The sequence below is a fragment of the Streptomyces sp. WY228 genome (assembly GCF_019287315.1).
Classification (GTDB): Bacteria; Actinomycetota; Actinomycetes; order Streptomycetales; family Streptomycetaceae; genus Streptomyces; species Streptomyces caviscabies.
Window position 1 is genome coordinate 3,989,437 of sequence record NZ_CP079114.1, and the last position, 12,260, is coordinate 4,001,696.

The window sequence follows — 12,260 nt, forward strand, 5'->3', positions numbered from 1 at the left end:
CTCTTCTCGTGAACGCTGCTGAGGCGCGGGGCGGTCGCAGTGCCCAACTCAAGCACACCGGTCTGCGCCCCGGCTGGACGACCGGAGCCTGTGCGACGGCGGCGACGACGGCCGCGTACACGGCACTGCTGACCGGCGACTTCCCGGACCCGGTGTCCATCACGCTGCCGAAGGGCCAGACCCCGGCCTTCGCGCTGGCGGTGGAGGAGCTGGCGGAAGGGCGGGCGAGCGCCGGGGTGGTGAAGGACGCGGGCGACGACCCGGACGTGACGCACGGGGCGCTGGTGAGGTCGACGGTACGGAGGCTGCCGCCCGGCTCCGGCGTGGTGTTCCGGGCCGGCCCGGGCGTCGGTACGGTGACGCTCCCCGGCCTGCCGCTGGACGTCGGGGAGCCCGCGGTGAACCCGGTCCCGCGCCGGCTGATGCGCGAACACGTGGAGCGGGTGGCGGCGGAGCACGGTGACGCGGGGGACGTGGAGATCACGGTCTCGGTGGACCACGGCGAGGAGATCGCCCGCTCCACGTGGAACGGCCGCCTCGGCATCCTGGGCGGCCTGTCGATCCTGGGCACGACGGGCGTGGTCGTCCCCTACTCCTGCTCGGCCTGGATCGACTCGATCCGCCGGGGCGTGGACGTGGCACGGGCGGCGGGCCTGACCCATGTGGCGGGCTGCACGGGCTCGACGTCGGAGAAGACGGTGGTCGCGGAGTACGGCCTGCCGGACATAGCCCTCCTGGACATGGGCGACTTCGCGGGCGCGGTCCTCAAATACGTACGCCGCCACCCGGTCGACCGCCTCACGATCTGCGGCGGCTTCGCCAAACTGTCCAAACTCGCGGCCGGCCACCTGGACCTCCACTCGGCCCGTTCCCAGGTGAACAAGCCCTTCCTCGCCGACCTGGCCCGCACGGGCGGCGCGAACGAGGACCTGGCCTCCCGGATCGCCACCGCCAACACGGGCCTGGAGGCCCTGCGCCTGTGCGAGGCGGCGGGCGTCCCCCTGGGCGACCTGGTGGCGGCCCGCGCCCGCGACGAGGCCCTGACGGTCCTGCGCGGCGCCCCGGTCGCGGTGGACGTGATCTGCATCGACCGGGCGGGGGTGGTGGTGGGGCGGGGGTGACTCCTCAGACGTCGGGGCCGAGGATCTCGGCGAGTTCGCCGACGTCGGCACCCACGGCCTCGCAGACCTCGCCCATCGCGTCGATGAACGAGATCTTCGTGGCGAGGAAGGAGTTGGCGGAGACCTTCGCCAGTAGTACCCGGTGAAATCAGGCGACTTGGCCCGGCGCTTCATCCAGGATGACCCCATGAGTCACGACCTGACGACGTTCCTCCGCACACGGCTGGATGAGGAGGCCGACCTGGCCCGACGCTGTGACGGTGACGGCTGCGGGGTGTGGACCGCTCACGGGCACACGGTCGACTTCTGTCAAGGAGAACTCTCCGGTTTCCATCCCACGATCGCCCTGCACGTCGCGCTGCACGACCCGGCTCGCATCCTGCGGGAGATCGAGGCCAAGCGACGCGTGCTCGCCCGCCATGTACTCAGTCCAGCCACGGGCGACCCCCAACTGCCGTGGGACAACCGCGATGACTGCCAGTACGACGGCGAGAGCTGGCCGTGCGACGACCTGCTCGACCTCGCGTCGCCTTACGCCGATCACCCCGATTACCCCCGCCCCCGACGCCCCTGAGCGCAGATCGTTCACGGGACTGCCCCGGGAAACGTCGGCAGGCCGAACATGGCCCTCACCCCGCCTCCGCCTTCGACAGCGCCTCCGTGATCATGCGCGTCGCGAAGTTGTGGTCGTCCGTCATCCGGTTGATGTGTTCGGCGAGCAGGAATGCCGTCGCCTCCAGCGGGGTCAGTTCCGCTTCCGTCCAGTCGCCGTACTGGTTGCGCCACAGGGTGGGGCTCAGGCCGATGGCGGCCGCGATGGCCAGGCCCGCCATCGTGGGTACCGCCTCGGGCGGAACGCTCTTCGGCAGCATCTTCAGGGATGTGACGAGAGTCGGCACCACGTATTCGACGACGTCCTTCTCGTGCGCCTCGTGGGCCTCCCGGAGCCACTTCATGTACAGGTAGATGAGCGTGCATGTTCCGTCCAGCACGTCGTCGACACCCTCCGGGCCGAGTGAACTGAGGAGGTGCTGGACGAGTTGCTCCTGTTCGGGGTCGGGCCCGCTCTTGCCCGCGTGAACGGTCCTGATCCGGGAGTCGACCAGCATGAGCGCCGCGCCCACATCGCCGGCGGGAGCGTGTCGAGGTTCGAAGGGCGACAAGGCGGAAGTCCTTTGCGGAGGGCTGCTGGTCGGCAGCGCGCGGTGTCCGGGTGCGCTTCGTATCTGTGCGCACTCGGACGACTACGCAATCGACTCTCCACGATCCGCCGCCGCGACGCCGGGCGTTTCGCGGATCCGGGCGGCCCTCGCCGTCACTTCCGCCAGAACAGGTGATGTGTCATGCCGCTCGGGCTGGGCACCGCCTCCAGGTGGTAGCGGTCCAGCAGTTCGTCCGGCGAGTCCCACAGGCGCAGGCCCGTGTCCAGCTTCACCGGGGAGACCGCCACGTGCAGGGTGTCGATCAGGCCGGCGTCGAGGAACGCGCGGATCGTGGTGACTCCGCCGCCGAGCCGGACGTCCTTGCCGTCCGCCGCTTCCTTCGCCCGGTCCAGCACCGTCGCCGGGTCGGCGTCGACGAAGTGGAACGTGGTGTCGGAGAGCGTGAACGAAGGGCGCGTGTGGTGGGTCATCACGAACACCGGGGTGTGGAACGGGGGTTCGTCGCCCCACCAGCCCTGCCACTCGTGGTTCTCCCAAGGGCCGCGCTGCGGGCCGAACTTGTTGCGGCCCATGATCTCCGCGCCGATGTTGTGGGCGAAGTCCCGCGTGAAGTAGTCGTCGAGGCCACGGCTCCCGCCGGGGTCCGTGCGGTTCGGCCAGCTCGCCGTGGCGCCCGCCCAGGAGAAGAGACGCCCGGGGTCGACGTGGCCGAAAGGCCGCTCCAGCGTCTGGTTCTCGCCGGCGGCGATGCCGTCGCTCGACACCGTGAAGTTCTGCACTCGCAGCAGTTGAGCCATGCCGTCCTCCTGTGTTCCTGGCGTTCTCCACGGGTAGACCGGGGGCGCCGCCCGAACTCATCGGTCCCGGTCGTGCCCGCGGCTCTCTCCACCCACTATCGCCGTCCGCCCCCCGTACGCTGCTGAGCCGCACCGCCTCAGCGATCAACAGGGGAGCCCATGAGCGATCAGCCGGACCGTAAGCCGTTCCTGTACGTCGTCGTCTGCGCGGCCGGGGTCGCCCGGGAGGCCGACCGGCTGTTCGCCGCCGCGCTGGACGCCGGGTGGGACGTGGGCGTCGTCGCCACCCCGCAGGGGCTCGGGTTCCTCGACGCCGCGGCCGTCGAGGCGCGGACCGGGTATCCGATCCGGTCCGCCTGGCGCTCGCCCGGCGACCCGCGGCCGTTCCCGGACCCGGACGCGATCGTCGTCGCGCCCGCCACGTTCAACACGATCAACAAATGGGCGGCCGGGATCTCGGACACCCTGGCCCTCGGCATCCTGTGCGAGGCGTACGGGCTCGGCGTCCCCACCGCCGTCCTTCCGGCCGTGAACTCCGTCCTCGCCAAGCACCCCGCGTACGCCGAGAGCCTGCGCAAGCTGCGCGAGATGGGCGTCCTCGTCGGCTCCCGTACGTCCCAGCCGCCCGCCTCCGACGGCGGCCAGGAGCCCTTTCCCTGGGAAGAGGCCCTGGAGCTGCTGCGGCCCCTCGACGGCCGGGAGCCGCCCGATAAGGTAATGGCCGAATAAAGAGATCGCCAAGTGCGCGCACGCCGCCGCACGTCTCGGGAGGAAGCCATGGGAACCCGCCGTACATCACTGCCCGGAGTGGGTGCTCAGTACGACTTCACGACCGAGACGGGTCAGCACATCTCGGTCGTCGTGCACCACGACGGACGCCGGTTCATCGGGTTCTACGAACAGGACGACCCTGATTCGTGCCAACTCTCCGTCCCCCTGACGACGACCGAGGCCACCGCGCTCGCGCACCTCATCGATCCGGCGCCCATCGACGCCGTACGGACCGAGGGCATCGACCTCGTCACCGAGCACATCCCGCTCGGGTCCCGTTCCCCGTACGGCGGGCGGCTGCTGGGGGAGACGCGGGCGCGGACCCGGACCGGGGCGTCCATCGTGGCGGTGCTGCGCACCCACAGCGCGCACCCGTCGCCGGAACCGGATTTTCGACTGGCCATCGGGGACACACTCGTCGCCGTCGGTACGCGTGAGGGCGTCGACGCGCTCTCCGAGATCATTGCGGAGGGCTGACCGTGCATGACACGACTGCATTGCTGGTGGAGCTGGGGGCCGTCATCCTCGGGCTGGGGCTCGTGGGACGGTTCGCGGGCCGGATAGGGCTCTCCCCCATCCCGCTCTACCTGCTCGCCGGGCTGGCGTTCGGCCACGGTGGGCTGATCCCGCTCGACGCGAGCGAGGAGTTCACCATGGTGGGCGCCGAGATCGGCGTCATCCTGCTCCTTCTGCTGCTGGGGCTCGAATACAGCGCGTCGGAGCTGGTCACCAGTCTGAAGACGCAGTATCCGTCCGGGGCCGTGGACTTCGTCCTCAACGCGACGCCCGGCGCCGTCGCCGCCCTGGTCCTCGGCTGGGGCCCCGTCGGCGCGGTCGCGCTGGCCGGTGTCACCTGGATCTCCTCGTCCGGCGTGATCGCCAAGGTGATGACCGATCTCGGCCGGCTCGGCAACCGCGAGACCCCCGTCATCCTCGGCGTCCTCGTCATGGAGGACCTGGCGATGGCGGTGTACCTGCCGCTGCTCACCGCCATGCTCGCCGGGGTCAGCCTGGCCGGCGGCAGCCTCGCGCTCGTCATCGCGCTCGGGGCCGTCGGGCTCGTCCTCTACCTGGCGCTCCGCCACGGCCGTCTGATCAGCCGCGCGGTCTCCTCCGACAACCCGGAGATGCTGCTCCTGGTCGTCCTCGGCCTCACCGTCCTGGTCGCCGGTGTCGCCCAGCAGCTCCAGGTCTCCGCGGCCGTCGGCGCGTTCCTCGTCGGCATCGCGCTCTCCGGCGAGGTCGCCGAGGGCGCCCGCAAGCTGCTCACGCCGCTGCGGGACCTGTTCGCCGCCGTGTTCTTCGTCTTCTTCGGGCTCTCCACGAACCCGGCCGACATCCCGCCGGTGCTGCTGCCCGCGGCCCTGCTGGCCGTCGTCACCGTCTTCACCAAGATCGCCACCGGCTACTACGCGGCCCGCCGCGCCGGCGTCGGTTCGCGCGGTCGCTGGCGGGCGGGCGGCACCCTCGTGGCGCGTGGCGAGTTCTCCATCGTCATCGCCGGTCTGGCCGTGGCCACCGAGCCGCGCATCGGCCCCATCGCCACCGCGTACGTCCTGATCCTCGTCATCGTCGGCCCGCTCACCGCCCGGTGGACGCAGCCCATCGCCGCGAAGATCGAGGCCCGGCGCGGCGGCGGCAAGGACACGAGCGACGCCCTGGCGAAGGAGCCCGTCGCGAAGTCCGCGCCCGAACGCCGACTGCCCACGCACGACGACCTCACCCCCGAACCGGCGGGCGAGAAGCACGAGTAGCGGTTCAGCCGCGCCGGCCACCGATGCCGGCGCCGTAGCTCCCTGAGCGTGGTCGAGCCCCCGGACGCCCCCTGGTGTCCGGGGGCTTCGTCGTCCGTACCGCACCTCTCCGTGCGCGATGCCGTTCAGTGCGCGATGCCGTCGATCAGTTCCCGCGCCCCCTGCCGCAGCAGCGCGACCGCGACGGACGTGCCCAGGGTGGCCGGGTCCAGCGCCCCCGCCCACTCGTGCGCGTTCAGCACGGTCTTGCCGTCGGGCGTGAACACCTTCGCCCGCAGCGAGAGATCACCGCTCCGCTCGACCTGCGCGTACCCGGCGATCGGGCTGTTGCAGTGGCCCTGCAGCACATGGAGGAACATCCGCTCGGCGGTCGTCTCGCGGTACGCCGCCGGGTCGCCGAGGCCGCTCACGAGGTCGATCACGGCGTCGTCGCCCTCGCGGCACTGGAGCGCCAGGACGCCAGCGCCGATCGGCGGGCACATCACCTCGGGCGACAGGACCTCGGTGATCACGTCCGTACGGCCGATGCGCTCCAGGCCGGACACCGCCAGCAGCAGCGCGTCGGCCTCGCCGCCGGCCAGCTTCTCCAGCCGGCGGTTGGCGTTGCCGCGCATCGGTACGCAGTCGAGGTGCGGGTGCGAGGCCGCGAGCTGCGCGGAGCGGCGTACGGACGAGGTGCCGATCCGGGTGCCGGACGGCAGCTCGTCCAGGGTCAGCCCGCCCGGGTGGATCAGCGCGTCGCGGATGTCGTCGCGCCGGAGGAAGGCGGCGAAGACCGTGCCCGCCGGCAGCGGGCGGTCCGCCGGGATGTCCTTCACGCAGTGCACGGCCAGGTCCGCCTCCCCGGCGAGGAGCGCCTGGTCGACCTCCTTGGTGAACGCGCCCTTGCCCTCGACGGCGCTGAGATCGCCCATCCACTTGTCGCCGGTCGTGCGGACCGGGACGACCTCGGTACGGATTCCGGGGTGGGATTCGGCCAACTCGGCGCGTACGCGCTCCACCTGGGCGAGCGCCATCGGGGAGTCACGGGACACGATGCGGATCAGATCGGCGGGCATGGCGCCCACGATAGAGGGTCGGACGCGGGTTCCGTGGACCGGACCCTCCGTCACCTCCGGTTCATGCAAAGGCTGTTGAGTATCGCTCAGTCGTGCGAGACGACATTCGGCCGATGCGTGTCCGAGGGCTGTGGAGCGGCTCGTTCCCGGCGTCCGGAGAGACCTCGGCTGTTAATCTCTACATGTTTGTAGAGATGTTCGACGCAGGGAACGTAGGGAGACGTCATGGCTCTGTGGGACCGCATCAAGGAATCCGCCTCGTCGATGCAGACGCAGTTGGAGGCGAAGAAGAACGAGCTGAAGTCGGGGTCGTTCCGGGACGCGAGCATGGCCATGTGCGCCCTGGTGGCCGCCGCCGACGGTTCCGTCGACCCGTCCGAGCGCCAGCGCGTCGCGGCGCTCATCGCGTCCAACGACGTCCTGCGGAACTTCCCCGCGGACGACCTCCAGCGGCGCTTCAACACGTACGTCGACCAGCTCACCGCCGACTTCGCCCTCGGCAAGGTCGGCGTGGTCCAGGAGATCGCCAAGGCGAAGAAGAAGCCGGCCGAGGCCCGTGCCGTGATCCAGATCGGCATCGTCATCGGCGGCGCCGACGGAGACTTCGACGCCACCGAGCAGGCCGTCGTGCGGGAGGCGTGCTTCGCGCTCGACCTGCCGCCGCACGAGTTCGACCTGTAGAGCGCGTACCACCGGGCCGGCCGGGGCGTGTCACAGCTCCTTGGCCGGCCAGTCCAGCAGCCGGGCCCCGATGACCGCCGTCTGCAGGCTGTAGCGGTGCATCGGGTCCGAGGGGTCGGACCCGGTGAGCTGGTGGATGCGCTCCAGCCGGTACGTCAACGCCCGTACGCTCAGCGCCAGTCGGCGGGCCGTCTCGGCGGCCACGCAGCCCGCGTCGAAATAGACCGCCAGCGTGTTCAGCAGCGGTTCCGCACCGCCCCTCGCCTTCTGGAGCGGGCCCAGCTCGCTGCGCACCAGATCGGCCATCGCCTGCCGGTCCCGGGTCAGCACCGGGTAGACCATCAGGTCAGAGGCGTACAGCACGGGGTCGTCCATCCCCATCCGGTCCGCCAGATCGAGGGCTTCGAGCGCCTCGTCGTACGAGTGGACCACCCCGCCCGGGCCCTTGTGCGGGCGGCCGACCGCGACCCGGCCGCCGTCCGTCGCCGCGTGCGCCTGCTTGGCGAAGTAGCGCAGGACGTCGGGCTGGCTGCCCGGGGCGATGCAGACGATCCGGCCGTCCTTCGTCGTCAGCAGGATCTTGCGGCCGCTGAACCGCGTCAGCAGCGCCGTCTCCACACTGCGCGGCACCGCGTCCGTCTCCGTGTACGCCTCCGGGCCCGACGCCACCGCGACCGCGTGCGCCCGGGAGAGCCGCAGGCCGAAGCGGGTCGCGCGCTCCGCGAGCCGGACCAGGTCGCTGCGCCCGTAGAGCAGGTCGTCGATGAATTCCCGGCGCGCCGCCTCCTCCCGCCGTACGGTGAGCCGTTGGGCGCGCTCGAAGCCCTCGGCGAACGCGTCGACCGCCTGTTCCACCGCGGCCAGCACGGCATCGGTCACGGCGGGGGAGTTTCCGGCAGCGGCGCGCGGCCAGGCTTCACGCGTCTGTGCCAGATGCATCGTCACCAGGGCGCGCAGCTGATGCCCGGCATCCGCCGCGGCACGGCCGAGTGCCCGGCGCGCCTCCAGTTCGTTACGCGTCAGGCGGCGGCCCGTGAGGGCGACTTCGCCCAGAATATGAGCATAATTGCCCAGTATTTCCTCGGGAATCCTTGGCTCGGCCACGCACTCTCCTTCAGCCTTGCAACAGTCCTGTCATTTCCCCAACGCACACGGGGCGGTGCCGGTGCCCGGCATCAGCAAAGCGTAAAGATTGCCGGGATCCGGCAATGCGCCGGGCGGAGTCCGGATGACAGGATCAGGTCAGCAACAACACGGGGGAAGCACACGGGGGAGCACGGGGAAACGGGGGAACGGGAGCCCTTCCCGGGTCTCGGATCCCGGATCGTCCACGGGGGAACACGGACGGTTCGGAGTCGGTTCGAGATCCGGCGGAAGGCCCCCACCGGGGGAACGCCCCGGCCACTGCGGCAGGCACCGACAGTGCCGCAGCGGCCGGGGTCCCGGACCACCCGCCGGCCGCTCGCCGCCCCCGTACCGGCAGGAAGCACGAAGGACGCGCACCGCCCCAGGGCCCGTGCGCAGGACGCAGGGGGGCGGGACCGATGGACGAATTCCTGAGCGCGGCACTCACCTTCCCCGCCGTCATCTTCGGCGCCGCTCTGATCGTCGTCATCTGCTTCTGGCTGCTGGTGCTGGCCGGGGCCGCCGGCCACGACTCCTTCGACGCGGACCTCGACACCGGCCCGGCCGGTCTCGGCGGTGTTCCGGTCTCCGTCTCCGTCTCCCTGCTGGTCGTCTTCTCCTGGTTCGGCAGCCTGTCCGGCACCGTTCTGCTGCGCCACGGCGAGCACGGCACCGCCACCCGCGCCGTGCTCGCGGTCGCCGTGCTCGCCGGTTCGCTGCTCCTCGCCTGGGGGGCCGTCCGCCTCCTCGTCCACCGCTTCCGCCGGTACTTCCCGGCGGAACCTCCGCCATCGAGGCTGGACTTCGTCGGGAGCGTCTGCACGATCCGCACCGGTTCCGTCACCGCGACGTTCGGCCAGGCCGAGGTCGTGTCCCACGACGGATCGACGGCCATCGTGCAGGTCCGCCGGGCCGAGCCCTTCCCGCTCCCCCGACCGGGCGCGGAGGAGGCGCCGCTCGTGCTGGGCGGCTCCGGACTCCTCTACGCGTACGACGAGGACGGCGAGTTCTTCTGGGTCTCGCCCTACGACGCGGCGCTCGACCCCGGTCCGAACACCCGACCACAGCAGTTGCCGGGCGGGCCGGACAGCTGAACCGGCCGATCCGCCGATCCGGGTGACCGGGCGGCACCGGCTTCCCGGCCACCCGGGTCGCCTGTCCGGTCCGGGTGATCCGTCCGCCCGGACGACCGGGGCACCAGGTCACCGGATCGGTCGGCCCGCCCGGGCCGGCCGGGGCTCCGAGGCTCCGGATCGTCCCGACGTACGCACCCGCCGCCCGTCCCCGTGACGGCCCGCCACCCCTACTTCGCTTGTGCCACTTCCGTACCGACAAGCCGCCAAGGACTCTTCTATGGATGCCATCTCCTTGGGCATCGGCGTGCTCATCGCCGTTGTCCTGCTCATCGTCATCGCCATCGCCTTCGTCATCACCCGGCTGTTCCGCAAGGTCGAGCAGGGCAAGGCGCTGATCATCTCCAAGACCAAGAAGGTCGACGTCACCTTCACCGGGGCCGTCGTCCTGCCCGTGCTCCACAAGGCCGAGACGATGGACATCTCGGTGAAGACGATCGAGATCCGCCGTGCCGGGCGCGAGGGTCTGATCTGCCAGGACAACATCCGCGCCGACATCCAGATCACCTTCTTCGTCCGGGTCAACAAGACCGTCGAGGACGTCATCAAGGTCGCCCAGGCCATCGGTACGGGACGGGCGAGCGACAAGGACGCCATCCAGCAGTTCTTCTCCGCGAAGTTCTCCGAGGCGCTCAAGACCGTCGGCAAGCAGCTCGACTTCGTCGACCTGTACACCAAGCGCGAGGAGTTCCGGGACCGGATCATCCAGGTCATCGGCACCGACCTGAACGGCTACCACCTCGACGACGCCGCGATCGACTTCCTCGAGCAGACCCCGATGGCGCAGCTCGACGGGGCCAACATCCTGGACGCCCAGGGCATCCGGAAGATCACCGAGCTGACCGCGATCGAGCACGTGCGCACCAACGAGTTCCAGCGCACCGAGCAGAAGGAGATCACCCGGCAGGACGTCGACGCCCGCGAGACGATCCTGGAGCTGGAGCGCCGGCAGGCCGAGGCCGAGATCAAGCAGCGCCGCGAGGTCGAGACGCTGCGGGCCCGCGAGGAGGCGGCCACCGCTCGGGTGCAGGAGGAGGAGCGGCTCGGTTCGCAGAGCGCGTTCATCAAGACCGAGGAGCAGCTCGGCATCCAGCGCGAGAACCAGGCGCGGGAGATCGCCGTCGCGCAGAAGAACCGCGAGCGCGTCATCGCCGTCGAGAGCGAGCGCATCGAGAAGGACCGGATGCTGGAGGTCATCGGGCGCGAGCGCGAGACCGAGCTGAACCGGATCGCCGCCACGAAGGAGGTCGAGGCCGAGCGCCGCGAGGTCGCCGACGTCATCCGGGAGCGGATCGCGGTGGACCGCACGGTCGCCGAGCAGGAGGAGTCGATCCTCACCCTGCGCGCCGTCGAGGACGCCGAGCGGGCCCGCAGGTCGGTCATCATCGCGGCCGAGGCGGAGGCCCAGGAGAAGCTGGTCAAGGACATCAAGGCGGCCGAGGCGGCCGAGGCGGCGTCCACGCACCTGGCGGCCGAGCAGCTCACGCTCGCCGAGGCGCGGCTGAAGACCGCGGACCTCGACGCGCAGGCCAAGCTGCGGCTGGCCGAGGGGATCCAGGCCGAGACGGCCGCGCCGGGGCTCGCCGCCGTACAGGTGCGGGACGCGGAGGCGGACGTCACCGAGAAGGCCGGCCTCGCGGAGGCCGAGGCGACGGCGGCCCGGCTCAAGGCCGAGGCGGAGGGCGCGCGGCTCAAGGCGCTCGCCGACGCGGAGGGCACCCAGGCGCAGGCGACCGCCGACGCGGCGGTCATCGGCGAGAAGCTGAAGGCGGAGGCCGCGGGGCTCACGGAGAAGGCGGCCGCGATGGCGGCGCTGGACGAGGCGTCGCGCGGGCACGAGGAGTACCGCCTGCGGCTCGACGCGGAGAAGGAGATCCGGCTGGCCGGCCTGGAGGTGCAGCGGCAGGTCGCCGAGGCGCAGGCGACGGTCCTGGCGACGGGTCTGGAGAACGCCGACATCGACATCGTCGGCGGGGAGTCCGTCTTCTTCGACCGGCTCGTGTCGTCGATCTCGCTCGGCAAGGCGGTGGACGGGTTCGTGGACAACTCGCAGACCGCGCAAGCGTTGGCGGGGCCGTGGCTGGACGGTTCGTCGTCCTTCACGGACGACCTGAGCCGGGTGCTGGGGTCGGTCTCCACGGGTGATGTGCAGAACCTGACGGTGTCGGCGCTGCTGATGCGGCTGATGGGGTCGTCGGGTGCGGCGTCCGGGCAGGTGGAGCAGTTGCTGGCGGCGGCGAAGGAGCTGGGGCTCGCGGATCTGCCGGTGTCTTCGGTGACCGGTACGAAGGTGGCTCCCGCGGCGGTGTCTCTGAACGGGGCCAAGGGGTAGCCCCAGGCAGCGGGCGGCCCGCTGTCAGCCCGTCCGGCGTTTGAGGACGGACCCCTCGGCCGGGGGGCCGGAAGGTCTGCGTGTGCGTCCCACGGGGGTGGGCGCACAGGCCTGGCCCGCCCGGTCGGGGGTTCCGTCCTCAAACGCCGGACAGGCTGGAATTCGGGCCTGCCGCACCACGTCGGGAAGCGGGCCCACCAGCCCAAAGGTTCCGTCCTCAAACGCCGGACGGGCTGGGTGTGCCGGGCACGCGGGCCCACCAGCCCAAAGGTCCCGTCCTCAAACGCCGGACAGGCTGGGTGTGCCGGGCACGCGGGCCCACCAG

Annotated in this window: 12 protein-coding genes and 1 pseudogene; 8 read left to right on the forward strand and 5 right to left on the reverse strand. The window is 71.1% G+C overall.

Annotation, left to right across the window (positions count from 1 at the left end):
• Positions 1-8 precede the first annotated feature (8 nt).
• Positions 9-1,121, forward strand: coding sequence for a cobalt-precorrin-5B (C(1))-methyltransferase (locus tag KV381_RS17445; RefSeq protein ID WP_103538023.1), 1,113 nt, complete (start codon positions 9-11; stop codon positions 1,119-1,121).
• A gap of 10 nt (positions 1,122-1,131) precedes the next feature.
• Here the strand turns inward: KV381_RS17445 and KV381_RS17450 are convergent.
• Positions 1,132-1,254, reverse strand: a pseudogene (locus KV381_RS17450) (hypothetical protein); the annotation flags it as partial.
• 54 nt (positions 1,255-1,308) lie between these two features.
• Here KV381_RS17450 and KV381_RS17455 point away from each other — a divergent pair.
• Entirely contained in the window at positions 1,309-1,695 is a 387-nt protein-coding gene (locus tag KV381_RS17455; RefSeq protein WP_030626558.1) for a DUF6221 family protein, read from the forward strand.
• Between the two features lie 55 nt (positions 1,696-1,750).
• Here the strand turns inward: KV381_RS17455 and KV381_RS17460 are convergent, their stop codons facing one another.
• Both KV381_RS17460 and KV381_RS17465 read right to left on the reverse strand, forming a co-directional pair.
• Positions 1,751-2,230, reverse strand: a complete 480-nt coding sequence (locus tag KV381_RS17460; RefSeq protein WP_193462702.1) for a hypothetical protein — start codon at positions 2,228-2,230, stop codon at positions 1,751-1,753.
• A 206-nt stretch (positions 2,231-2,436) separates the two neighbouring features.
• Entirely contained in the window at positions 2,437-3,081 is a 645-nt protein-coding gene (locus tag KV381_RS17465) for a dihydrofolate reductase family protein (protein ID WP_030076974.1), read from the reverse strand.
• Between the two features lie 159 nt (positions 3,082-3,240).
• On the opposite strand from KV381_RS17465, the gene KV381_RS17470 reads away from it, so the two are divergent.
• The 3 genes from KV381_RS17470 to KV381_RS17480 are packed head-to-tail and all read left to right on the forward strand — an operon-like array spanning position 3,241 to position 5,606.
• Entirely contained in the window at positions 3,241-3,810 is a 570-nt protein-coding gene (locus KV381_RS17470; protein ID WP_030076976.1) for a flavoprotein, read from the forward strand.
• Positions 3,811-3,858: 48 nt separating this feature from the next.
• Positions 3,859-4,329: a cation:proton antiporter regulatory subunit gene (locus tag KV381_RS17475; RefSeq protein WP_030076978.1), complete on the forward strand. Its 471-nt coding sequence runs from the start codon at positions 3,859-3,861 to the stop codon at positions 4,327-4,329.
• Between the two features lie 2 nt (positions 4,330-4,331).
• Positions 4,332-5,606: a cation:proton antiporter gene (locus KV381_RS17480; protein ID WP_030076980.1), complete on the forward strand. Its 1,275-nt coding sequence runs from the start codon at positions 4,332-4,334 to the stop codon at positions 5,604-5,606.
• A 125-nt stretch (positions 5,607-5,731) separates the two neighbouring features.
• On the opposite strand, the gene hemC is transcribed toward KV381_RS17480, so the two are convergent.
• On the reverse strand, positions 5,732-6,664 hold the full coding sequence (hemC, locus tag KV381_RS17485) for a hydroxymethylbilane synthase (RefSeq protein ID WP_218785618.1): 933 nt from the start codon (positions 6,662-6,664) through the stop codon (positions 5,732-5,734).
• Positions 6,665-6,889: 225 nt separating this feature from the next.
• On the opposite strand from hemC, the gene KV381_RS17490 reads away from it, so the two are divergent.
• Positions 6,890-7,345: a tellurite resistance TerB family protein gene (locus tag KV381_RS17490; RefSeq protein ID WP_030076984.1), complete on the forward strand. Its 456-nt coding sequence runs from the start codon at positions 6,890-6,892 to the stop codon at positions 7,343-7,345.
• A gap of 30 nt (positions 7,346-7,375) precedes the next feature.
• On the opposite strand, the gene KV381_RS17495 is transcribed toward KV381_RS17490, so the two are convergent.
• Positions 7,376-8,449: a CdaR family transcriptional regulator gene (locus KV381_RS17495; RefSeq protein WP_030076985.1), complete on the reverse strand. Its 1,074-nt coding sequence runs from the start codon at positions 8,447-8,449 to the stop codon at positions 7,376-7,378.
• Between the two features lie 440 nt (positions 8,450-8,889).
• Between KV381_RS17495 and KV381_RS17500 the strand changes: the two genes are divergently transcribed.
• Both KV381_RS17500 and KV381_RS17505 read left to right on the forward strand, forming a co-directional pair.
• On the forward strand, positions 8,890-9,564 hold the full coding sequence (locus KV381_RS17500; protein ID WP_030076987.1) for a hypothetical protein: 675 nt from the start codon (positions 8,890-8,892) through the stop codon (positions 9,562-9,564).
• Between the two features lie 259 nt (positions 9,565-9,823).
• Complete coding sequence (locus KV381_RS17505; RefSeq protein ID WP_030076989.1) at positions 9,824-11,935, forward strand: hypothetical protein; 2,112 nt, start codon at positions 9,824-9,826, stop codon at positions 11,933-11,935.
• Positions 11,936-12,260: the final 325 nt, after the last annotated feature.